Annotated in this window: 18 protein-coding genes and 1 pseudogene; 10 read left to right on the top strand and 9 right to left on the bottom strand. The window is 74.2% G+C overall.

The genetic code is table 11. The features are described 5' to 3' along the window. The first annotated feature begins 71 nt into the window (after positions 1-71). Complete coding sequence (locus FEF34_RS26280) at positions 72-275, top strand: hypothetical protein (RefSeq protein WP_138055348.1); 204 nt, start codon at positions 72-74, stop codon at positions 273-275. Here the strand turns inward: FEF34_RS26280 and FEF34_RS26275 are convergent. The 6 genes from FEF34_RS26275 to FEF34_RS26250 all read right to left on the bottom strand — a co-directional run bounded on the left by FEF34_RS26275 (position 263) and on the right by FEF34_RS26250 (position 8,958). After that, positions 263-1,609, bottom strand: coding sequence for an RNA polymerase sigma factor (locus tag FEF34_RS26275; RefSeq protein WP_138055347.1), 1,347 nt, complete (start codon positions 1,607-1,609; stop codon positions 263-265). The two genes, FEF34_RS26280 and FEF34_RS26275, sit on opposite strands and share 13 nt — an antisense overlap. A gap of 195 nt (positions 1,610-1,804) precedes the next feature. Next, positions 1,805-3,712, bottom strand: coding sequence for a DNA primase (gene dnaG, locus FEF34_RS26270; protein WP_138055346.1), 1,908 nt, complete (start codon positions 3,710-3,712; stop codon positions 1,805-1,807). Between the two features lie 9 nt (positions 3,713-3,721). After that, the gene (locus FEF34_RS26265; protein ID WP_138055345.1) at positions 3,722-4,990 is read right to left on the bottom strand and encodes an NAD(P)/FAD-dependent oxidoreductase; all 1,269 of its coding nucleotides are present in this window, start codon (positions 4,988-4,990) and stop codon (positions 3,722-3,724) included. A 660-nt stretch (positions 4,991-5,650) separates the two neighbouring features. Further along, positions 5,651-7,003, bottom strand: a complete 1,353-nt coding sequence (locus tag FEF34_RS26260) for a deoxyguanosinetriphosphate triphosphohydrolase (protein WP_138055344.1) — start codon at positions 7,001-7,003, stop codon at positions 5,651-5,653. A gap of 41 nt (positions 7,004-7,044) precedes the next feature. Beyond that, positions 7,045-8,004 (bottom strand): sirohydrochlorin chelatase, encoded by a 960-nt coding sequence (locus FEF34_RS26255; RefSeq protein ID WP_138055343.1) that lies wholly within the window; start codon positions 8,002-8,004, stop codon positions 7,045-7,047. Between the two features lie 252 nt (positions 8,005-8,256). Next, positions 8,257-8,958, bottom strand: a complete 702-nt coding sequence (locus tag FEF34_RS26250; RefSeq protein ID WP_138055342.1) for a hypothetical protein — start codon at positions 8,956-8,958, stop codon at positions 8,257-8,259. 367 nt (positions 8,959-9,325) lie between these two features. Between FEF34_RS26250 and FEF34_RS26245 the strand changes: the two genes are divergently transcribed. Next, positions 9,326-10,009, top strand: coding sequence for a SanA/YdcF family protein (locus FEF34_RS26245; RefSeq protein WP_407698359.1), 684 nt, complete (start codon positions 9,326-9,328; stop codon positions 10,007-10,009). Positions 10,010-10,108: 99 nt separating this feature from the next. Beyond that, positions 10,109-12,382 (top strand): molybdopterin oxidoreductase family protein, encoded by a 2,274-nt coding sequence (locus FEF34_RS26240; RefSeq protein WP_138055340.1) that lies wholly within the window; start codon positions 10,109-10,111, stop codon positions 12,380-12,382. Between the two features lie 100 nt (positions 12,383-12,482). Here FEF34_RS26240 and FEF34_RS26235 read toward each other — a convergent pair whose 3' ends face one another. Together FEF34_RS26235 and cutA are read right to left on the bottom strand one after the other, a co-directional pair. Beyond that, the gene (locus FEF34_RS26235) at positions 12,483-12,911 is read right to left on the bottom strand and encodes a gamma-glutamylcyclotransferase family protein (protein ID WP_138055339.1); all 429 of its coding nucleotides are present in this window, start codon (positions 12,909-12,911) and stop codon (positions 12,483-12,485) included. Next, positions 12,908-13,222, bottom strand: a complete 315-nt coding sequence (gene cutA / locus FEF34_RS26230; protein WP_138055338.1) for a divalent-cation tolerance protein CutA — start codon at positions 13,220-13,222, stop codon at positions 12,908-12,910. The genes FEF34_RS26235 and cutA overlap by 4 nt, the downstream gene beginning before the upstream one ends. 493 nt (positions 13,223-13,715) lie before the next feature. Here cutA and soxR point away from each other — a divergent pair, with 493 nt between their 5' ends. The 4 genes and pseudogenes from soxR to FEF34_RS26210 all read left to right on the top strand — a co-directional run. Next, positions 13,716-14,171: a redox-sensitive transcriptional activator SoxR gene (soxR, locus tag FEF34_RS26225; protein ID WP_138055337.1), complete on the top strand. Its 456-nt coding sequence runs from the start codon at positions 13,716-13,718 to the stop codon at positions 14,169-14,171. Positions 14,172-14,335: 164 nt separating this feature from the next. Then, a complete protein-coding gene (locus FEF34_RS26220; protein WP_138055336.1) occupies positions 14,336-15,121 on the top strand; it encodes an aminotransferase class IV in 786 nt (261 codons plus the stop codon). A 256-nt stretch (positions 15,122-15,377) separates the two neighbouring features. After that, complete coding sequence (locus tag FEF34_RS26215; protein ID WP_138055335.1) at positions 15,378-15,887, top strand: hypothetical protein; 510 nt, start codon at positions 15,378-15,380, stop codon at positions 15,885-15,887. Between the two features lie 133 nt (positions 15,888-16,020). Next, positions 16,021-16,623: pseudogene (locus FEF34_RS26210) on the top strand (class F sortase); the annotation flags it as partial. Between the two features lie 188 nt (positions 16,624-16,811). On the opposite strand, the gene FEF34_RS26205 reads toward FEF34_RS26210, so the two are convergent. Further along, positions 16,812-17,591: a sulfite exporter TauE/SafE family protein gene (locus tag FEF34_RS26205; protein ID WP_138055334.1), complete on the bottom strand. Its 780-nt coding sequence runs from the start codon at positions 17,589-17,591 to the stop codon at positions 16,812-16,814. A gap of 226 nt (positions 17,592-17,817) precedes the next feature. On the opposite strand from FEF34_RS26205, the gene FEF34_RS26200 reads away from it, so the two are divergent. Genes FEF34_RS26200 through nirD form a run of 3 tightly spaced genes read left to right on the top strand, consistent with a single transcriptional unit; the run spans position 17,818 to position 21,900 of the window. Beyond that, positions 17,818-19,044, top strand: coding sequence for an NAD(P)/FAD-dependent oxidoreductase (locus FEF34_RS26200; protein ID WP_138055333.1), 1,227 nt, complete (start codon positions 17,818-17,820; stop codon positions 19,042-19,044). Between the two features lies 1 nt (position 19,045). Beyond that, positions 19,046-21,556 (top strand): nitrite reductase large subunit NirB, encoded by a 2,511-nt coding sequence (nirB, locus tag FEF34_RS26195; RefSeq protein WP_138055332.1) that lies wholly within the window; start codon positions 19,046-19,048, stop codon positions 21,554-21,556. Continuing rightward, on the top strand, positions 21,553-21,900 hold the full coding sequence (nirD, locus tag FEF34_RS26190; protein ID WP_138055331.1) for a nitrite reductase small subunit NirD: 348 nt from the start codon (positions 21,553-21,555) through the stop codon (positions 21,898-21,900). The genes nirB and nirD overlap by 4 nt, the downstream gene beginning before the upstream one ends. Positions 21,901-21,943: the final 43 nt, after the last annotated feature.

Below are 21,943 nucleotides of genomic sequence, written 5' to 3'. Positions count from 1 at the left end.
CCCGCGACGACCGGCGGAGCCCCACGGGGAACGACGGGAGCGGCGCGTACGACGGGGAACGGGGAGACCGGATGGAGAGGAAGTCAGGCACGGGGGTGGCGCTCGGGATCTCGCTGGGCATGGCCTTCGGGGTCCCGATCGGGTTCGCTTTCGACAACCTGGGGCTGGGCATCGGGCTGGGCATGGGGCTGGGCGTCGCCATCGGCGCGGGCGTCGAGGCGCGCAACGCGCGGTCCTCCGAGGGGCCCTCCGACGGCGACGCTCAGTCCAGATAGCCGCGCAACTGGTCGGCGTAGGCGTGGTCGCGCAGCTTGCCGAGCGTCTTGGACTCGATCTGGCGGATGCGTTCCCGGGTGACGCCGAAGATCCGGCCGATCTCCTCCAGGGTGCGGGGCCGGCCGTCGGCCAGCCCGTAGCGCAGCTGGACGACCTTGCGCTCACGCTCGCCGAGCGTGGAGAGAACGGCTTCGAGGTGCTCCCGGAGCAGCAGGAACGCGGCTGACTCCACGGGTGACGCGGCGTCGCCGTCCTCGATGAGGTCGCCGAGGGAGACGTCGTCCTCCTCGCCGACCGGCGCGTGCAGCGACACCGGTTCCTGGGCGAGCCGCAGGACCTCGCCGACGCGTTCGGGGGCGAGGTCGAGCTGGGCGGCGACCTCCTCGGAGGTCGGCTCGTAGCCGCGTTCCTGGAGCATGCGGCGCTGGACCCGCACGACGCGGTTGATGAGTTCCACGACGTGGACCGGCACGCGGATGGTCCGTGCCTGGTCGGCGAGGGCCCTGGACATGGCTTGGCGGATCCACCAGGTCGCGTACGTCGAGAACTTGTAGCCGCGCGCGTAGTCGAACTTCTCCACCGCGCGGATCAGTCCGAGGTTGCCCTCCTGGACGAGGTCGAGCATCGTCAGCCCGCGGCCCACGTACCGCTTGGCCACGGAGACCACGAGTCGCAGATTGGCCTCGATCAGCCGGCGCTTGGCCATCCGGCCCATGACGACGAGCCTGTCCAGGTCGAGGGCGAGCTGGGAGTCCAGGTCGGGGGTGTTGCCCAGCTTCTCCTCTGCGAAGAGGCCCGCCTCGACCCGGCGGGCGAGATCCACCTCCTCGGCGGCGGTGAGCAGCGGGATGCGCCCGATCTCCCGCAGGTACTGCCGGAACAGGTCCGACGAGGGGCCGGCCCCGCCGATGTCCGCACGGGGCGGCGACGCGGGAGGCTCGGCCAGTTCCGCCGTCCCCGTGGCGACGTGCGACGCGGGAGGCTCGGGCAGCTCATCAGTCCCCCTGGCGACGTGCGACGCGGGAGGCTCGGCCAGTTCCGCCGTCCCCGGGCCGTTCTCTGCCGCCACGACGTCCGGCACCGGCGGGGGCTCGTTCTCGGGGTGGTGCGCTGCCCGGCTCTGCGGCGGGACCGCCGCGACCGGTTCGGCTTCGGTCAGGGTCCGGGTCTGCACAGGAGCGACCTCCAGGCTGGGTGCTGCCGGTCGGGGGGCAGGCGGCAGCGGGACGGGGACGGCGGCCGGGCCGCTGTCCGTCCCGTACACGATGAGCGGATCCGCGGGGTTGAGTGGCCCACCTGCCGTGGGCCGGCCGCGCTCCGGGGACTCAGGCACCGCACCCCAGTGTGGGGTACGACACATCACCGCCACGAGGGGCGTGCGGTGACTTTTTGCGTCCGGTCCGTGACCGCGCGGTTACCGGCGTGCGGACGGTACGGGGTGGGGCGGCGTGGGGTCCCGGCGGCGGAGGCGGAAGGACCCGCACGGGCCGCCGTCCTCCCGGGGGCCCGGTCCGCCTGCGGCGTCCGGCTACAGCGCGTCCGCGCCGCGGTTGCGGAGCGACTGGCCGTACTGCTGGAGCACCCACAGCTCGTTCTGCACGGCGGCGGCCTGTTCGGGGTCGGCGTGGGCACCGAGGCGCGCGAGGGCGCCCTGGACGTCGCGGATACGGCGGTCGACGGCGCGCAGCCGGACCTGGACGAGCTGGACGCCCGCGTAGCCCTCGTCGACGGTCCTGGAGTGGACGGCCTCGACCGCGAGTTCGGTGACCATCGCGCGGACGGAGTCGTCGGGCGCGGCCTCCCGGACGCGGGCCAGATAGGCGGGCGGATCGGGGACGCCGAACTCGGCGCCACCCGCGTCGGCGATCGCATGGCGCACGGCGGCGTACGGCGGGGCCGTGAACTCGTCGGCCCCGTAGGCGTCGAAGGCCGGCGAGACCAGCTCCGGGTGCTGGAGCGCGAGCTTCAGCAGTTCGCGCTCGGTGCGGTGGGCCGGGCTGCGCAGGTTGAGCGCGGGCCCGCCGGTCCGTGGCGAGGGGGGCGCGGTGTCGTAGGCCTGCGTGTGGCGCGCCGGGGCCGGCCCCTGGCCTCCGCCGCTCCCCCGCTCCCGCGCCCACCGGGCGAGCTGGGAGACCCGACGGACCACGAACTGGGTGTCGAGGATGCCGAGGAGGCCGGCGAGCTGGACGGCCACCTCGTGCTGGGAGGCGCTGTTCTTGATCCGCGCGACGATGGGCGCCGCCTCGTCGAGCGCGGCGGCACGGCCGACCGGGGTCTCCAGGTCGTAGTTCCTCACGATCTGCCGGATCGCGAACTCGAACAGCTGGTTGCGCGGCTCGGCGAGTTCCCGCACCGCCTCGTCGCCCTTGGCGAGCCGCAGATCGCACGGGTCCATGCCGTCCGGGGCGACGGCGATGAAGGTCTCGGCGGCGAACTTCTGGTCGTCCTCGAAGGCTCGCAGCGCTGCCTTCTGGCCGGCCGCGTCACCGTCGAAGGTGAAGATCACCTTGGCGCTGCCGTTGTCCATCAGCAGCCGGCGAAGGATCTTGATGTGTTCGCCGCCGAAGGCCGTGCCGCAGGTCGCGATCGCCGTCGTGACGCCGGCGAGATGGCAGGCCATCACGTCCGTGTACCCCTCGACGACCACGGCGCGGCTGGACTTGGCGATCTCCTTCTTCGCCAGGTCGATGCCGTAGAGCACCTGGGACTTGCGGTAGATCGCGGTCTCGGGGGTGTTCAGGTACTTCGGGCCGTTGTCGTCGTCGCGCAGTCTACGCGCGCCGAAGCCGACGAAATCGCCGGAGATGTCCCGGATCGGCCACATCAGCCGGCCGCGGAAGCGGTCGATGGGGCCGCGGCGGCCCTCCTGGGAGAGACCTGAGAGCAGCAGCTCCTTGTCGGAGAAGCCCTTGCCGCGCAGGAAGCGGGTGAGGTGGTCCCACCCGGCCGGGCTGTAGCCCACACCGAAGTGCTGCGCGGCCCCCTGGTCGAAGCCGCGCTCCGCGAGGAACTTCCGGCCGATCTCGGCCTCCGCGCCGTCGAGCTGCTCCACGTAGTACTGGGCCGCGATCCGGTGGGCCTCCACCAGCCGGATGCGCTCGCCGCGCTGGTGGGCCGGGTTGTACCCGCCCTCCTCGTAGCGCAGGGTGATGCCGGCCTGGGCGGCGAGGCGCTCGACCGCCTCGGAGAACGACAGATGGTCGACCTTCATCACGAAGGTGATGGTGTCCCCGCCCTCCTGGCAGCCGAAGCAGTGGAAGAGGCCCTTGCTCGGACTGACCTGGAAGGAGGGGGACTTCTCGTCGTGGAAGGGGCACAGGCCCTTGAGGTTGCCGCCGCCCGCGTTGCGCAGCTGGAGGTACTCGGACACGACGGAGTCGATGGGGACCGCGTCCCGCACCGCCTTCACGTCGTCGTCGTTGATCCTTCCCGCCACGCGTAAATCCTAAGGGGCGGGTGTGACTGCTCCGAGCGGTGTGCCCGGATCGGCGAGGGCGTCCGTGTCCACGGCGGTGCCGGAGCGGATCAGGCCCTGGATGCCCTCGGTGACGTCCCACACGTTCACGTTCATCCCGGCGAGGACCTTCCGGTCCTTCAGCCAGAAGGCGACGAACTCGCGCTTCCCGGCGTCGCCGCGCAGCACGACCTGGTCGTACGAGCCGGGCGGGGCCCAGCCGGAGTACTCCATGCCGAGGTCGTACTGGTCGGAGAAGAAGTACGGGATCCGGTCGTAGGAGACCTCGCGGCCGAGCATGGCGCGGGCGGCGGCGGGGCCGCCGTTCAGCGCGTTGGCCCAGTGCTCCACGCGCAGGCGGACACCGAGCAGCGGATGGTGCACGGCCGCGATGTCACCGGCGGCGTAGATGTCCGGGTCGGAGGTGCGCAGGGACGCGTCGACGGCGACGCCGCCGCCGTGCTCGCGGTCGACGAGCGCCAGTCCGGCGGCTTCGGCGAGGCCGGTGCGCGGGGCGGCGCCGATCGCGGCGAGGACGCTGTGGGCGGGGTGCTCGTCGCCGTCCTCGGTACGGGCGGCGAGCACCATGCCGTCCTGCCCGACGATCTCGGTGAGCCGGCTGCCGAAGTGGAAGCGGACGCCGCGCTCCCGGTGCAGATCGGCGAACAGCTGCCCCAGCTCCGGGCCGATGACCTGGTGCAGCGGCGTGGGCTCGGGCTCGACGACGGTGACCTCGGCCCCGTACCCGCGGGCGGCGGCCGCGGCCTCCAGGCCGATCCAGCCCGCCCCGGCGATCACCAGATGGCCGTTGTCGCGGCCGAGAGTGGCCAGAACCTGACGCAGCCGGTCGGCGTGGGCCAGCCTGCGCAGATGGTGGACGCCGGCCAGGTCCGTGCCCGGCACCTCGAGCCGGCGGGGCTCGGAGCCGGTGGCGAGGAGCAGCTTGTCGTAGTGGACGGTGGTGCCGTCGCCGAGGAGCACGGACCGGCCCTCCCGGTCGACGGCGGTGACGGACTGGCCGAGATGCAGCTCGACGTCGTGCTGGGCGTACCAGGCGGGCTCGTGGACGAAGACGGCGTCACGCTCCTCCTTGCCGGTCAGATAGCCCTTGGAGAGGGGCGGCCGCTCGTAGGGGTGGTCGCGTTCGTCACCGATGATGATCACCCGGCCGGTGAAGCCCTCGGCACGGAGGGTCTCCGCCGCTTTGGCCCCGGCGAGCCCCCCGCCCACGATGACGAAAGTCCGATGTGCATCGACCACTTGTTGCCTCCCTGTTCACCGCCGGGGTCCCGGAGGTGTCCTCCGGGATGACACAGCACGCTACGCCGCCCTCCTGCGAGCGTCCCGCACGGAGCGTGATGGCGGAAGAGGGGGCGCTCCGGTGGGCGTACCGGAACGGCCGGATCCGGCCCCCGTGACCGCCGTGCGCGGGACCGTGGCGGTGCGGGGCGGCCGCCGGAACCGGGCCGGACGGGCCAGATGGCCGCCGCGGGTCCGACCGTGCGGGCGCAACCGGTGCGACCGGGCGGGCTGCGGCGGAACGGCGTCGGGTGGTACCGCGCCGCCTGCCTCAGCCCGGCGCCCCGCCCGGACGGCCCCGCGGTCACGGCCGGACGGCCACCGCGGACCACCCGGCCTGCGGGCGGGCATGCGGCTCGCATCATCGCGCCGGACGCCCACCGCGGGTCACCGGGCGTGCGGGCAGACACACGGCCCACGGAATCAACCGGACGCCCACCACAGACCACCCGGCCTGCGGGCGGGCATGCGGCTCGCATCATCGCGCCGGACGCCCACCGCGGGTCACCGGGCGTGCGGGCAGACACACGGCCCACGGAATCAACCGGACGCCCACCACAGACCACCCGGCCTGCGGGCGGGCATGCGGCTCGCATCATCGCGCCGGACGCCCACCGCGGGTCACCGGGCGTGCGGGCGCAGCCGGTGGTGCAGGGCCCGGGCGGAGGCATCGGTGAGGGAGGCGATCTGGTCGACGATCACCCGCTTGCGGGCACGGTCGTCGGGGGCGCCGTCGAACATCGCGCGGAACTGCGGGTCCAGGCCCTCGGGCGCCCTGACGGCCAGTGCCTCGGCCAGCTCGGCGACGACGACGCGCTGGTCCGCGCGCAGGGCCTCCTGCTCCGCGCGCTGCATCACATAGCGGTCGGCGACCGCCTTGAGGACCGCGCACTCCAGGCGGGCCTCCTCGGGGACGACCAGCTCGGCCGCGTACCGGGTGAGCCAGCCGGTGCCGTACGCCTGCCGGGTGGCGCCCTCGGCGGCCAGGCAGAACCGGCCGATGAGCTGGCTGGTGGCGTCCTTGAGCCGGGCCTGGGCGACGGCCGAGCCGTCGTAGCCGTGCGGCCACCACTCCTGGTCGACGAGGCGGTCGAGGGCGTCCGCAAGGGCCTGCGGATCGGTCTCCCGGGGGACGTAGCGGCCGATGGCGACCGCCCAGATCCCCGCACGCTCGGTCTCGGACAGCAGCACGTTCGGGTCGATGTGGCCGGCGTGCAGGCCGTCCTCGAAGTCGTGGACGGAGTAGGCCACGTCGTCGGACCAGTCCATGACCTGGGCCTCGAAACATGTGCGGTACACCGGGGCGCCCTCCCGTACCCAGGCGAAGACCGGCAGGTCGTCCTCGTACACACCGAACTTCGGCGAGCCGGGGTCGGTGGGGTGGCCGCCCCGGGACCAGGGGTACTTGGTGGCCGCGTCGAGCGCGGCCCGGGTGAGGTTCAGCCCGACGCTGATCAGCTCGCCGCCCGACTCGGGAGTGGCGGAGGCGACCGCGCCGGAGCGGACGAACCGTTTCGGCTCGATCCTGGTGAGCAACCGCAGCGACTGGGCGTTGCCCTCGAAGCCGCCACAGTCCTCGGCGACCTCGTTCAGGGCCTGCTCGCCGTTGTGCCCGAAGGGCGGATGTCCCAGGTCGTGAGCGAGGCAGGCGGCCTCGACCAGGTCCGGGTCGCAGCCGAGGGCAGCGCCCAGCTCCCGGCCGACCTGGGCGCACTCCAGGGAGTGGGTCAGCCGGGTGCGGGGGCTGGGGTCCCAGGCCGCGCTGCGCGAGCCGGGCGTGACCACCTGGGTCTTGCCCGCGAGCCGGCGCAGCGCCGCGGAGTGCAGCACCCGCGCGCGGTCGCGCTGGAAGGCCGTGCGGCCGGGGCGCTTGTCGGGCTCGGGGGCCCAGCGCGCGGTGGCCGCGTCGTCGTACTCGCAGGGGTCGCGGGGATGCGCGCGGTGATCGGTGCGGTTGCCCGTGGTGCCTTCCATGCCCACGACGGTAACGGCAGCGGCCCGGGCCGGGCCCGACTTCAGACGGTGACCAGCCGCCGCGGGCCGGTCGGCGCGTACGGGGCGTTCCCGGCCTCGTCGTAACGCTGCAGCACGAGGCGGGCGAGCGCGGGGTGGGCGCCGAGCGGCGCGGCCGCCATCCATGGCGCGGCGCTCCGCGAGGCCGTGGCGAACCGGCCGGGCGCGGTGAAGTACGAGGCCAGCGCCACCCGGTGCCGGCCGCGCGCGGCGAGGGCGCGCAGCGCCTCGGGAACGGAGGGCGAGACGGCGGAGGCGTAGGCGGGGAGGACGGGCACACCGCCGAGGCGCTCGGCGAGCATCGCCGCGGTACTGCGGGCGTCGGCGGCCGACGCGGGGTCGCGTGATCCGGCGGCGGCGAGGACCACTCCGGCGCCGCGGCCGCCGTCCTCCGGACCGCGCCAGCCGGCCTCCACGAGCCGGTCGTGGAGCGCCTCCACGAGCAGGGGGTGCGGGCCGAGCGGCGGGGCGATCCGGGCCCGGAGCCCCGGCACGGCGGCGACGGCGGCGGGGATGTCGTGTTTCACGTGGAAGCCCCGGCCGAGCAGAAGCGGTACGAGCACCGCCTCTCGGCCGCCCAGACCGGCGAGGGTGTCCGGCAGCAGCGGTTCGTCGAGTTCGATGTGCCCGAGCCGCACGTCGGCACCGGGACGCAGCTCCCGCACCCGGTCGAGCAGCCGGGTCACGGTCCGCAGGGCACGGGGGTCCCGGCTGCCGTGGGCGACGGCCACGAGTACGGGGGCGGCGCCGGCGGGCCCGGTGGCCGCCCGGGTGGTGAACGGGTCGCCCGCGGCGGCGGACGAGAGGCTGGGAGAACTCATGGGCCTGCGAACTCCGTTGAGCTGGACGTGACTGAGCTGTGCCCCCAGTTGCGCGGTGATACGGGTGAGCAACTGCGCGGTGCTGTCGAGGGGCAGCGGGTTCGGGGCCAGTGACTCGCGAGGGTGTGCCGACTCCGTCATGAACCGATACTGCCCGGCGCAGGTTGCCGCGTCGTTGCGCCGTGGTGACGGATGTTTGCCGCGGCCTCACGGCGGCACGGGGGGCGATGTCAGCGGTGTCCGGGGTGGAGGGCGCCACCGGACGCGAAGGCGACGTCCGGAAGAGCACAAGTACCGAGACGCCCCCGGAGACACGTCAGCCACAGAAGACGCCACCGGACGCGAAGGCGACGTCCGGAAGAGCACAGGTACCGAGACGCCCCCGGAGACACGTCAGCTCGCGAGCCACACGCGCAGTTCGGGGCCGGGCACACAGCCCTGCCCGGCCGCCGCCTCCAGGTCCTCCCCGTGCTCGTAGCCGACGACGGGCATGCCCGGCCACAGGCGGGCAACGGTCGCGAGGCAGCCGGACCAGGCGCGGTCCGGGTCGCCGTCCGCGGCGAAGACGTTCGAGAGGCCGACGACGGACTCGCTGCGGCTGACCACCGCTCCGGCGACCGTGCGGCTGCCGCCGTCGGCGGTGCCGGCGAGGACGGTGACGCTACGGTCCGACAGGAGTCCCGGACGGAAGATCCCGGTCCGGGCCGTGTCGCCTCCGGACCACGCCGCCTCCCAGCGGTCGAGGGCAGGGGCGGTCCGTACGGGGCGCCAGACGACGTCGTCGGGTGCGACCGGTGCGGCGAGCACGGCGGGACGGTGGATCCACCGCGCCTGGAAGGCCACGCCGAAACCGTCGGCCGAGAGGTCCAGCCGCCCGAAGCTGTCCTTGACCGAACAGCCCGCCCCCGTGAGGTCGATCGCTCCCAGCACCTCGCGCTGCGTGGCGTCCGGGGCGAGGGTGACGGCGTCCGGGTAGAACGGCGGGGTGCGCCGCTCGCTGGTCCAGGCCCGGTCACCGAACACCCCGGGGATCCCGTGCGCACGGCACATCGCGTGGCACCACTCGGCATTGTTCCGGGCGGAGACAGTGATCATGGCTCGATCATGCCGCATCCGCGGCGCACCGGCGTCATGTCCCGGAGCGGAGACCGCTGTTCCGCCTCGGATTACGGCGTCTGCAGGCGGTCGCAGCCCTTCCAAACGACGAGCCGGGGAGTTCTCCCGCTCACATCGAGCGGACGGGCGAACCTTTGCACCCCGCCGAACGTCGGAGGAGGTGAGCCGACGAACCAGGGGGTCATCGATGCGGAAGTTCCCGCCAGGAGCGTTCCCGCCGCGCAGACTGCGGCCGCGCGGACCCGTGCGGCCCGGATCTCCGCCGGACGGGCCCGCGGTGCACGAGTCCGTGCCGGACCGGCCCGCGCGGCGCGGGTTCCCGCCGGGCGGACCGGCGCCGAAGCGGCTGCTGCCGAGCAGGCTGGTGCCCCGGACCCGGCGCGGGCAGCGGCGGACCGTGCAGGCGCTGATGCTCGCGTCGGTGCTCGCACTCGCCCCGGCGACCTGGCTGCACGCGGTGGCCGACAGCCGCACCGGCACGGTCGCCGGCGCCCCCGCGCGCGAGGTCGCGGTGGTGTTCGGCGCCGGGCTGTGGAAGGGTCGGCCGACCCCGTACCTCGCCCACCGGCTGGACACCGCCGCCGAGCTGTACCGCTCGGGCAAGGTGAAGGTCGTCCTCGTCACCGGCGACAACAGCCGGGCGGAGTACGACGAGCCGGACGCGATGCGCACGTACCTCGTGAGGCGCGGTGTGCCGGACGGCCGGATCGTGAGCGACTACGCGGGCTTCGACACCTGGGACTCCTGCGTCCGCGCCAAGAAGATCTTCGGTGTCGACCGGGCCGTGCTCGTGACCCAGGGCTTCCACATCAAGCGTGCGATCGCGCTGTGCGACGCCGCGGGGATAGAGTCGCACGGCGTCGGCGTCGCCGAGCCCCACGACTCGGTCTGGTACTACGGCGGCACGCGGGAGCTGTTCGCGGCCGGCAAGGCGGCGCTGGACGTCGCGCTCCGGCCGGACCCGCACTTCCTGGGGCCCGAGGAGACGGGCGTGACCGAGGCCCTGGCCTCGGCGGGCGCCGTGCCCTGAACCGCTCACCGCCGCTCGCCCGGCCCGGGGAGGGCCGCGTACCGAGGCCGTAATGCGGCGGGCCCGCCGCCGTAACACGGACGACGCACGCTGGGACGCATGTCCCACGCACCGGCCCCGGCGCCCGCCCCCGCCCTCGTCCCGACCCACTGCCCCTACTGCTCCCTGCAGTGCGGGATGAACCTGCGCGGGTCCGGGGAGACGGTCGAGGTCGTGGAGCGGGACGACTTCCCCGTCAACCGGGGCGCCCTGTGCGGCAAGGGCCGCACGGCACCCGCGGTGCTCTCCTCCCGGGTCAGGCTGACCGGGCCCCTGGTCCGACGCCCCGCCACAGGCAGGCTCGAGCCGGCCACCTGGGAGGAGGCCCTCCGCGTCACCGCCGACGGGCTGCGGCGCACCCGCGCACGGCACGGGGCGGACGCGGTCGGCGTGTTCGGCGGCGGGGGCCTGACCAACGAGAAGGCGTACGCGCTGGGCAAGTTCGCTCGGGTCGTGCTCGGCACCTCGCAGATCGACTACAACGGCCGGTTCTGCATGTCCTCGGCGGCGGCGGCGCACAACAAGGCGTTCGGGCTGGACCGGGGGCTGCCGTTCCCGCTGGAGGACGTCCCGCGCACCGGCTGCGTCGTCCTCGTCGGCTCGAACCTCGCCGAGACCATGCCGCCCGCGCTGCGCTACCTCACGGAGCTGAAGGACAACGGCGGCCGCCTGATCGTCGTCGACCCGCGGCGTACGAGGACCGCCGAGCAGGCCGATCTGCACCTCGCGCCGCGCCCCGGCACCGACCTCGCCCTGGCGCTCGGCCTGCTGCACCTGGTCGTGGCGCAGGGCCGCACCGACGAGGAGTTCATCCGGGAGCGCACGACGGGGTGGGAGGACGCCAGGGCCGCGGCGATGGCGCACTGGCCCGAACTGGTCGAGCGGATCACCGGGGTGGGCGTGCCCCAACTGCGCTCGGCGGTGGCCCTCTTCTGCGACGCGCCGAACGCGATGGTCCTCACCGCCCGCGGGCCGGAGCAGCAGTCCAAGGGCACGGACACGGTCGGCGCCTGGATCAACCTCGCCCTCGCCACCGGCAACGCGGGCCGGCCGCTGGCCGGTTACGGCTGCCTCACCGGCCAGGGAAACGGCCAGGGCGGCCGGGAGCACGGCCAGAAGGCGGACCAGCTGCCCGGCTACCGCAGGCTCGACGACCCGGCGGCGCGTGCGCACGTGGCCGGGGTGTGGGGTGTCGACCCCGACTCGCTGCCGGGCCCCGGCCGGAGCGCGTACGAGCTGCTCGACGCACTCGGCCGGGACGTACGGGCGCTGCTGCTGATGGGGTCCAACCCCGTGGTGTCCGCGCCCCGAGCCGCTCACGTGGAGGAACGGATCCGCTCGCTGGACTTCCTCGCGGTCGCGGATGTCGTGCTGTCGGAGACGGCGGAACTGGCCGACGTGGTCCTGCCGGTGACCCAGTGGGCGGAGGAGACGGGGACGACGACGAACCTGGAGGGCAGGGTGCTGCTGCGGCGCCGGGCGCTGACGCCGCCGCCGGGCGTGCGCAGCGATCTGGAGGTCATGCACGGGCTCGCCGGGCTGCTGGGTCACGAGAAGGGCTTTCCCACGGACCCGGAGGAGGTCTTCGGGGAGCTGCGGCGCGCCTCCTCCGGCGGCCCCGCGGACTACGCGGGCATCAGCTACCGCAGGCTGGAGGACGAGCAGGGCGTCTTCTGGCCCTGCCCGGAGGCGGACGGGCCGGCGGACGGGCCGGACGGACCGAACCAGGACACCGTCGGAACAGCCGACGGAACGAACGGACCGGACGGACCGGGGCGGCGCTCCGTGGAGGCGGGTGGACGGCCGGACGGACCGGCGGAGAGGCCGCGAGGGCACACCGGGGAGCCGGATCGGCCCGCCGGGGACCCGCATCCGGGGACGCCGCGGCTGTTCCTCGACCGGTTCGCGACGCCCGACGGGCGGGCGAGGTTCGTTCCCGTGGTGCACCGGGAGGCCGCCGAGCCGACCGATGCCGAGTACCCCGTCGTGCTGACGACCGGACGGGTCGTGGCCCAGTACCAGTCCGGGGCGCAGACCCGCAGGGTCGACGAACTGAACGCGGCGGCCCCGGGTCCGTTCGTCGAGCTGCATCCACAGCTCGCGGCACGGGTGGGGGTCTCGGACGGCGAGCCCGTGACGGTGGTGTCGCGCCGCGGGCGGGCCGTCGCTCCGGCCCGGGTGAGCGAGGCGATCCGCCCCGACACGGTGTTCATGCCCTTCCACTGGCCGGGCGCGGGGCGCGCCAACACGCTGACCAATCCCGCCCTCGACCCGACGTCGCGCATGCCGGAGTTCAAGGTCTGCGCGGTGCGTCTGGAGCGGGCGGCGGGCTGACGGGGCCCGCCCGGACGAGTCGGCTGACGCCGGGCGCCGGAGCCCGGAACCCCGCCCGGTGCCGGCCGGTCCTGCCGCGCCGCGACGGACGCCCGTGGTGTCACCCCCGCGCGGACCAGTCGCCGCCGGGGATCGGCGTGCCCTCCGCCCGCAGTTCGCGCGCCACCCGGCCCGCCGCCACGTACACCCAGGCCGGTACGGTGCCCGACGCCGTGTGGACATGGCGCTCGACCCGCACGTACAGGTTGCGCGGGTCGCCGGGGCCGAAGTACTCCTCCAGGTGGTCGAGCACGGCTATGAGCTCGCGGTAGCGGTCCGGCGCCGCGGTGACGAGTTCGCCGGTGACGACGCCGTCGCCCTCGATCGCGTACGGGTAGCCCGGGCCCTCGTACAGGAGCGCGCCGCGCAGCCGGGCGGGTTCCTCGGCCGCGGTGCGCCCCCGCAGGAAGAGGTCGTGGTTGTGCTCGCCGGCACGCAGTGTGCCGTAGACGAAGAACGGCAGGCGGGGCTCCCGGTGCCGGCCCGTCACGCCTGCTCCGCGGTCTCCGCCGCGATCCACGCGAGGTACCCCGCGCTGCCCCGCACGACCGGTGTCGCGATGATCTCGGGGGTGTCGTAGTCGTGGTGGGCCAGCAGATGCGTCTCCAGCGCCTCGTAGCGGTCCTCGGTGGTCTTGAGCAGGACCTGCCACTCCTCGCTGGTCTCGATGGCGTTCCGCCAGTGGTACACCGAGGTGACGGGCGCCGAGATCTGCGCGCAGGCGGCCAGCCTCGCCTCCACCGCGCCGCGCGCCAGCTCCTCGGCCTTGGCGGCGCTGTCGGTCGTGGTCAGTACGGTCATGGCCCGGATCACGAACACTCCTCGTACGGCGCGGACGGGCACGTCCGCGCGGCCTGCGCGCCCCGGCGGAAGGGCCGGAGTCACGGCCGTACGTCTACCATCGACCTCGCCCGGTGATCCAGTGCCGGCCCGGCCGGGCACGTTCGCCGTGCCTGCCCCGTGCCGCCCGGGCAGCACGGTGCGGGACCCGCGGAACGACACCGTCGCCCTTCGGCCCCTGACGCGGCGCACACGGAATCGTGCGGACGCGAGGCCGGATCCGGGTCGGGGCCGGAACCAGGAGCAGGGCCGGATCCGGGTCGGGGCCGGAACCGGGAGCGGGGCCGGAACCGGGAGCGGGGCCGGAACCGGGAGCGGGGCCGGATACCCGCGTCGCGACGGACACGGGGTGCGGCGGCGACACGGAGTCGGCGGCGGCCGCACGCGGGATGAGGTCCCTACCGGTCAGCGGAATACTTAAACCTTTGTCGAAGTCGAGCGATAGGCTGGCACCATGTCGCATCTCGCCCCGGACGCCAGGGGAGCCACGGTCGGTGAGCTGGCGGAGCGCAGCGGTGTCGCCCCGTCCGCACTGCGCTTCTACGAGCGCGAGGGGCTCATCACCAGCCGCCGCACCGCCGGCAACCAGCGGCGCTACAGCAGGGACACGCTGCGCAGAGTCGCCTTCATCCGGACCTCGCAGCGGCTCGGCATCCCGCTGGCCGCCATCCGCGAGGTGCTGGGGCTGCTGCCGGACGACCGCACGCCCACCCGGGAGGACTGGGCCCGGATCTCCGAGCGCTGGCGCGAGGACCTGGACGTGCGGATCCGGACGCTCCAGCGGCTGCGGGACAACCTCACGGACTGCATCGGCTGCGGTTGCCTGTCGCTGGACCGCTGCGCGCTGTCCAACCCGGGTGACGAACTGGCCGGGCACGGCGCCGGTCCCCGCCGGCTGATCGAGGACTGAGCGGGCGGGCGGCCGGGCCGGCCCGTCGGTCCGCGTCCCGGTCCGCGGCCCGGACCGGGACCCCGGAGGAGGGCCGTCACGGACCCGCCCCGCAGAGGAGCCCGTCCGGCCCGGACGGGGACGGGCGCCGCCGCGGGCCGGCCTAGGCGCCCTAGGGTGGGCGGATGACGAGTCCGCCGAACGTGCACATCGAGATCGACGGCCGGCCGGCGGCCGGGCTGGATCCCGCCGTGATCCCGGTACTCCAGGGCGCCTACGGGCACTTCACCGCGATGCAGGTGCGCGATCGCCGTACCCGGGGCCTGGCACTGCACCTCGAGCGGCTGGACCACGGGACGCGTGAGCTGTTCGGCACGGACCTCGACGGGGACCGGGTGCGGTCGCTGGTACGCCACGCGCTCGACGGGTCGGGCCGGGCCGACGCGGGGGTACGGGTGTACGTGTACGGGGCGGCGGCCGGAGGCGGCGCGCCGACGGTGGTGGTGACCGTGCGGGAGCCGCAGTCCATGCCGGAGACGCCCCGGAGCATGATGCCCGTGCCGTTCCTGCGGCCGGTTCCGCACATCAAGCACGCGGGCGGGGTCGGCCAGCCGTACTACGGACGGGCCGCCGCGCTCGCGGGCTTCGACGACGCGCTGCTGACCGGCCCCGGCGGGGAGGTCGCGGAGGGCCACATCGCCAATGTCGCCTTCTGGGACGGCACTTCGCTCGTCCGGCCGGACGCGCCCGCGCTGCGCGGGATCACGATGACGCTGCTGGAGCGGCTGCTTCCGCACGAGCGGCGGGAGGTGCGGCTCGCGGACCTCGGCAGGTATCCGGCGGCGGTCCTGATGAACTCGCAGGGCCTCGCACCCGTCCACCGGATCGGCACGGCGGAGTTCGCCGTGGACGGGGCGCTGATGAGCCGACTGCGCGAGGCGTACGGGACGGTCCCGTGGGACGAGATCTGACGGCGGCCCGCGCGGCCCGCGCGCACGGGGCGTCACTCGTTCGGCGCGGCTCCTCGAACCGCCCGGCCAATGGCGCAATCACACCCCTGTGACCTGCGGCGACGCCCCCGAACCAAGACGACACGCCGCACGGTTCGAGCGAATCTGATCGCCCATCAGCAAGCGTGGGGGGCGGTCTGCGCCTTACCTCTTGAGGTGTAGGAACGGCCGCCGGCACCCCGGTCCGGCGGCACCGGCCATCGCCCCGGAGGACGTCATGCGCACCACCGCCCGCCTGCTGGTAGGCCCCGCGCTCACGGCCGCCTGCGCCGGTGCGACGGCCCTCCCCGCCGCGTACGCGGCGGACCCCGGGACACTCACCCTGACCCCCTCGAGTACCACCGCGGGTGCCGCCGTGACCGTGAGCACCACCGCGTGCGGCGAGCGCGGTCACGGCACGGGCGACGCCGAGTCGCTCGGTGCGGACGAGTTCGACCTGGCACCCGGCGCCCGCGAGGACGCCGCGGCCGGCAGGTTCACGGTGCCCGAGGACACCGAGCCGGGGACCTACACGGTCTCCGTGCTGTGCGACAACGGCAAGAAGGCCGCCGGGGACCTCGTGGTGCGGGCCCACGGGCACGAACCGAGCGGCCATGTGAAGACGGGAGTCGGCGGCAGCGTCGGCCCCGACACCACCCAGATCACGGCGGGGGTGGCCGTCCTGGCCGCGGCCGCCGTCGGCGGGACCTGGTTCCTGCGCCGTCGGGCGAGCGGCGCGCAGGGCTGACGGAGAGCGTTAGCGCTCGGCCTCCACCGTCCCTCGTACCGCCGTCCCCGCCCCCGTCACGCTTCGTCCGGCTGACGGGGGCGGGGAGTTTTCCCCTCCCGGACCAGGCGTCCGAGGAGTCCCGGAGGAGCTCATGAAGTCGAAGGGGCTGCTGCTGGCCGTGGCCGTCTGCGCCGGTGTGTGGCTGGTGCAGAACGGCGCCCGGCCCGTCACCCCGCCCGCTCCCTCCGCCGCCGAGGCCTTCGCCACCGGCCGGCACACGGACGCCGCAGCCCCTCCGCTGCCGCCGTCACCGCCGGTGCGGCTGCGCATCCCGCGGATCGCCGTGGACACGCCCGTGACACGCCTCGGACTGGCCCCCGACGGCAGCCTCGAGGTGCCGCCCGCCGACGAGGGCGAGGTGGCCGGCTGGTACGGCGGCGGCACCGCGCCGGGCGCCAGGGGCACCGCGATCGTCGCCGGTCACGTCGACGACGCCGAAGGGCCGGCCGTCTTCTACAAGCTGGGCACGCTGAAGAAGGGCAACCGCGTCGAGGTCCTCCGCGCTGACGGCCGCACGGCGGTCTTCACGGTCGACGCGGTCGAGGTGTACGAGAACGATGCCTTCCCCGACCGGAAGGTGTACGGGGCCGCGCGCAGGGCCGAACTGCGGGTGATCACCTGTGGCGGGTCCTTCGACGAGAAGACCGGATACGGAGGCAACGTGGTGGCCTTCGCGCACCTGATCGGCGTGCGCGGAACGACCCAGTCCGCACAGCCCGCCACACGTCCACCGACCCGTCCGGCACGGATGGCCTTCGCGCACCCGGCCGGCGTGCACGGAACGACCCAGTCCGCACAGCCCGCCACACGTCCGGCACTCGCGGAACGGCCCGCTCCCGAAGCCCGCCGCACGTCCGCGCGTCCCCCGGCGCCGACGCGGCCCTACCCCGACCACTGGTCGAACGCCAGCTTCGCCACCAGCGAGAACACGACCACGAGCAGCACCCCGCGCACGAACTCCGCGCCCTTGCGGAGCGCCGTCCGCGCGCCGAACATGCCGCCCGCCAGGTTGAACACCGCCATCAGCGCGGCCAGCCGCCACAGCACCGTCCCCTGGTAGGCGAACATCGCGAGGGCGCCGGCGTTGGTGCACACGTTGACGATCTTGGCGGTGGCGGAGGCCGCGACCAGGTCCAGATGGAGGACCGCGGACAGTGCGAGCACCAGGAAGGTGCCGGTACCGGGCCCGAACAGGCCGTCGTAGAAGCCGATCCCGCCGCCGACGAGGACGACCGCGGTGGCGATCCGGGCGCGGGTGACCGGTCCCCGGTCCACACGGGTGCCGAAGGACGGGCGCAGCATGACGAACGCCGCGACGCCCAGCAGCACCACCATGATCACGGGCCGGAGCACCTCGCTGCTGATGCCCGCGGCGAAGAACGCCCCACCCATGGAGCCGGCCAGCGCGGCGAGCCCGATCCGTACAGCCGTCCCCAACCTCACCGGCGCCTTGCGGACGTAGGTGACCGCAGCGCCGGTCGTGCCGACGATGGCGACCGCCTTGTTGGTGCCGAGGATCTGCGCGGCCGGCACCTGCGGCATCCCGAGCAGCAGTGCCGGCAGGAGCAGGAGTCCCCCTCCGCCGACCACCGCGTCGATCCAGCCGGCCGCCGCGGCGGCCACACACAGGAAGACGAGGGTGGTCAGCGGTATGTCGGGCATGGCCGCGACCCTACGGAGAAGATGCGTGTGCCGTCCATCGATCCCCTGAGTCTTGAGCTACGTCTGAGGTTCGAGTGGCGGGAGCGGTCTCCCGCCCCCGCGGACCGGGCAGCGAGCCCCGGCTCCCCGCCCCTCACACGGCGGCCGGGTGCGCGCTGAGGGCAGCGTTCCGCACGGGAAACAACCGGGATGCGGACGGGTAACACCCGCACCGCAGGCTGCGTACATGGATTCGAGGATCGTGGTGATCGGCGCCGGGATGGCAGGCGCGCGGCTGGCGCGGCAGCTCGCCCCGGCGTGCGACGTCACGCTGCTCGGTGAGGAGCCGCACGCCCCCTACAACAGGGTGCTGCTGGCCGACGTCCTGGCCGGCCGGTACGGACCCGAGGTGATCGCGCTGCCGCCGGTCCCGGACGGTACGGCCGAGGTGCGGCGCGGGGTGCGGGCGGTACGGATCGACCGCGAGACGCGGACCGTGCACTGCGCGGACGGCTCGTCGGCGGTGTACGACCGGCTGGTGCTGGCGACCGGGTCGAACCCGGTGCTGCCGCCGCTGCGCGGGCTCGACGGCGGGCTGCCGGACGGCGTCCGCCCCTTCCGCACCCTCGACGACTGCCTGGCACTCGCGGCCGCGGCCCGCCCCGGCGGCCGCGCGGTCGTCGTCGGCGGCGGGCTGCTCGGCGTCTCCGCCGCGCGGGCGCTCGCGGAACGCGGCACGGACGTGGTCGTCGCCCACCAGGGCCCCACCCTGATGGACCGCCATCTCGACCCGGAGGCCGGCGGCCTGGTACGCCGCCACCTGGAGGAACTCGGGGTGGAGGTCCACACCGAGTGCCACGCCCGGGGGCTGCGCCATCGCGGCGGGTCCGTCACCGGGGTCGAGCTCGCCGACGGCTTCGTCCTCGGCGCCGACCACGTCGTCCTCGCCTGCGGCGTCCGCCCCCGCACGGGGCTCGCCGCGGACGCGGGCCTCACGGTCCGCCGGGGTGTCGTCGTCGACGACACCCTGACCACCTCCGACCCGTACATCCACGCCATCGGCGACTGCGCCGAACACGCGGGGACCGTCTACGGGCTGGCGACCCCCGCCCTGGAACAGGCCGACGTGCTGGCGGCGGTCCTGGCCGCCCCGGCCGTACGGGGCCAGGGGCCGGGCACCCCGCGCTACACCGGCACCCGGTCCCTCACCCGGCTCACCCTCGGCTCCGCCGGTGCCTTCGACGTCGCCGCGTTCGGGGAACCCGCGCCGCGGCCCGGGGACGACGTCGTGCGACTCGCCGACGCCACCCGCGGTGCCTACCGGAAGGTCGTCGTCCGCGGCGACCGGCTCGTCGGCGGCGTGCTCCTCGGGGACCTCGCGTCCGTCGGCGCGCTCGCCCGGGCCTGGGAGGGCGACGACCCGCTCCCGGAAGCACCCCTGCTCCACCTGCTCACCACCGATGGAGGACTCTGAGATGACCACCCCCACGATCGTGCTCGTCGGCCACGGGATGGTCGGCCAGCACTTCCTGGAGGCCCTCGCGGAGCGCGGCGTCACCGGCCGCGCCCGGGTCGTCGTGCTGTGCGAGGAGCCGCGCCCCGCCTACGACCGGGTCCGGCTCACCTCGTACTTCTCCGGCCGGACGCCCGACGACCTCTCCCTCGTCGAGGACGGCTTCATGGAACGGCACGGCATCGAGCTCCACCTGGACGACCCGGCGGAGCACATCGACCGCGCCGCCCGCACGGTCACCTCGCGCAACGGGCGGACGTTCACCTACGACACGCTCGTCCTGGCCACCGGCTCCTACCCGTTCGTGCCGCCCGTCCCGGGCCGCGACGCCGAGGGCTGCTTCGTCTACCGCACCATCGAGGACCTCCTCGCGGTCGAGGAGTACGCCAAGACCTCCCGCACCGGCGTCGTCGTCGGCGGCGGACTCCTCGGTCTGGAGGCGGCCGGTGCACTCAAGGGCCTGGGCCTGGACACCCACGTCGTCGAGTTCGCGCCCCGGCTGATGCCGGTGCAGGTCGACGACGGCGGCGGCGCCGCGCTGTTGCGCACCATCGAGGGCATGGGCCTGACCGTCCACACCGGCGTCGGCACCCAGGAGATCGTCGCCGACGGCCCCGCCGTCACCGGCATGAAGCTCTCCGACGGCTCGACGCTCGCCACCGACCTGGTCGTCTTCTCCGCCGGCGTGCGCCCCCGCGACCAGCTGGCCCGCGACACGGGCCTCGCCGTCGGCGACCGCGGCGGCATCGTCGTCGACGAGCGCTGCCGCACCTCCGACCCGGACGTCTACGCCATCGGCGAGTGCGCCCTCGCCTCGGACGGGCGGGTCTACGGGCTCGTCGCGCCCGGCTACGACATGGCGAAGACCGTCGCGGACGTCCTCGCCGACCGCACCTCCGACAGGACCTTCACCGGAGCCGACACCTCCACCAAGCTGAAGCTCCTCGGCGTGGACGTGGCCTCGTTCGGCGACGCGCACGGCACGGCCGAGGGCTGCCTGGACGTCGTCTACTCCGACTCCCGCTCCGGGGTCTACAAGAAGCTGGTCGTCGGCGCGGACGGCACCCTGCTCGGCGGCGTCCTCGTCGGCGACGCCGACTCCTACGGCATGCTCCGCCCCCTCACCGGCTCGGTACCGCCCGTGCCGCCGGAGCAGCTGGTGCTGCCCGCCGGTGCCGGGGCGCCCGTCACGCTCGGCCCGTCCGCGCTGCCCGACGAGGCCGTGATCTGCTCCTGCCACAACGTCACCAAGGGCGAGGTCTGCGCCCACACCACCCTGCCCGAGGTGAAGAAGTGCACCAAGGCGGGCACGGGCTGCGGAAGCTGCGTCAAGGTCATCGGCCAGCTGCTGCCGCAGGCCGCCGACCAGGGCCTGTGCGACTGCTTCTCCTACACCCGCAGCGAGCTGTACGAGATCGTCCGCACGCTCGGCCTCACCTCGTACGCCGAACTCCTCGACTCCCACGGGCGGGAGGAGGCCCGCGGCGGCGACGGCTGCGAGATCTGCAAGCCGGCCGTCGGCTCGATCCTCGCCAGCCTCGGAAACGGCTACATCCTCGACGGCGAGCAGGGCGCACTGCAGGACACCAACGACCACTTCCTCGCCAACCTGCAGCGCAACGGCTCCTACTCGATCGTGCCCCGCGTCCCCGGCGGGGAGATCACCCCCGAGAAGCTGATCGTGATCGGCGAGGTCGCCCGGGACTTCGGCCTCTACACCAAGATCACCGGTGGCCAGCGGATCGACATGTTCGGTGCCCGCGTGGACCAGCTCCCCGCGATCTGGACCCGCCTGGTGGACGCCGGCTTCGAGTCGGGCCACGCCTACGGGAAGTCGCTGCGCACGGTCAAGTCCTGCGTGGGGCAGACCTGGTGCCGCTACGGGGTCCAGGACAGCGTCCGGATGGCGATCGACCTGGAGCTGCGGTACCGCGGCCTGCGCGCCCCGCACAAGCTGAAGTCGGCGGTCTCGGGCTGCGCCCGCGAGTGCGCGGAGGCGCAGTCCAAGGACTTCGGTGTGATCGCCACCGCCAACGGCTGGAACCTGTACGTCGGCGGCAACGGCGGGGCCACCCCGCGCCATGCGGACCTGCTCGCCCAGGACCTGTCCGACGCCGAACTGGTCCGGCTCATCGACCGGTTCCTGATGTTCTACATCCGCACCGCGGACCGCCTGGAGCGCACCTCGGTCTGGCTGGAACGCCTGGAGGGCGGACTCGACCACCTGCGGGACGTCGTGGTGCACGACTCCCTCGGTCTGTGCGGCGAACTGGAGGCGATGATGGCCCGGCACGTGGCCGGCTACCGCGACGAGTGGGCCGAGACCCTCGACGACCCGGACCGGCTGCGCCGCTTCGTGTCCTTCGTGAACGCGCCGGACGCACCGGACCCGTCCGTGAGGTTCGTCCCCGAGCGGGACCAGATCAAGCCGGACCTCACCGTTCTCACCCTGGAAGGGACGCTCGCACGATGACGATCCAGGACGCGCCCCCGATCACGCTACAGATCGAACTGGCCGGCAGCTGGCTGCCCGTCTGCGAGATCACCCGGCTCACCCCGGGCCGCGGCATGGCCGCCCTGCTCCCCGACGGGCGCCAGGCCGCGGTCTTCCTGGACCGCGCGGGGACGCCGTACGCGATCGACAACCGCGACCCGTTCACCGGCGCCCAGGTCCTGTCGCGGGGCCTGGTGGGCACCGCGGACGGGCGGGCGTTCGTCGCCTCCCCGCTGCTGAAGCAGCGGTTCGACCTGGCGACGGGCCGATGCCTGGACGACGACGAGGTCTCGGTGCGTGCGTTCGCGGTGCGCTGGACCTGACGAGGTGGTGGCCGGCGGCACGACGGGGGGCCGCCAGCCCCGC

The sequence above is a fragment of the Streptomyces marianii genome (genome assembly GCF_005795905.1).
Classification (GTDB): domain Bacteria; phylum Actinomycetota; class Actinomycetes; order Streptomycetales; family Streptomycetaceae; genus Streptomyces; species Streptomyces marianii.
The sequence above is the reverse complement of the archived record's forward strand: the minus strand, read 5'-3'. Positions and strand labels throughout refer to the sequence as shown.

What these genes read in the sequence shown, in the direction of transcription:
- FEF34_RS26280 (WP_138055348.1), top strand. Translation starts at nt 72, where the DNA reads ATGGAGAGGAAGTCAGGCACGGGGGTGGCGCTCGGGATCTCGCTGGGC.
- FEF34_RS26260 (WP_138055344.1), bottom strand. Translation starts at nt 7,003, where the DNA reads ATGGAAGGCACCACGGGCAACCGCACCGATCACCGCGCGCATCCCCGC.
- FEF34_RS26255 (WP_138055343.1), bottom strand. Translation starts at nt 8,004, where the DNA reads ATGACGGAGTCGGCACACCCTCGCGAGTCACTGGCCCCGAACCCGCTG.
- FEF34_RS26250 (WP_138055342.1), bottom strand. Translation starts at nt 8,958, where the DNA reads ATGATCACTGTCTCCGCCCGGAACAATGCCGAGTGGTGCCACGCGATG.
- FEF34_RS26240 (WP_138055340.1), top strand. Translation starts at nt 10,109, where the DNA reads ATGTCCCACGCACCGGCCCCGGCGCCCGCCCCCGCCCTCGTCCCGACC.
- cutA (WP_138055338.1), bottom strand. Translation starts at nt 13,222, where the DNA reads ATGACCGTACTGACCACGACCGACAGCGCCGCCAAGGCCGAGGAGCTG.
- soxR (WP_138055337.1), top strand. Translation starts at nt 13,716, where the DNA reads ATGTCGCATCTCGCCCCGGACGCCAGGGGAGCCACGGTCGGTGAGCTG.
- FEF34_RS26220 (WP_138055336.1), top strand. Translation starts at nt 14,336, where the DNA reads ATGACGAGTCCGCCGAACGTGCACATCGAGATCGACGGCCGGCCGGCG.
- FEF34_RS26215 (WP_138055335.1), top strand. Translation starts at nt 15,378, where the DNA reads ATGCGCACCACCGCCCGCCTGCTGGTAGGCCCCGCGCTCACGGCCGCC.
- FEF34_RS26205 (WP_138055334.1), bottom strand. Translation starts at nt 17,591, where the DNA reads ATGCCCGACATACCGCTGACCACCCTCGTCTTCCTGTGTGTGGCCGCC.
- FEF34_RS26200 (WP_138055333.1), top strand. Translation starts at nt 17,818, where the DNA reads ATGGATTCGAGGATCGTGGTGATCGGCGCCGGGATGGCAGGCGCGCGG.
- nirB (WP_138055332.1), top strand. Translation starts at nt 19,046, where the DNA reads ATGACCACCCCCACGATCGTGCTCGTCGGCCACGGGATGGTCGGCCAG.
- nirD (WP_138055331.1), top strand. Translation starts at nt 21,553, where the DNA reads ATGACGATCCAGGACGCGCCCCCGATCACGCTACAGATCGAACTGGCC.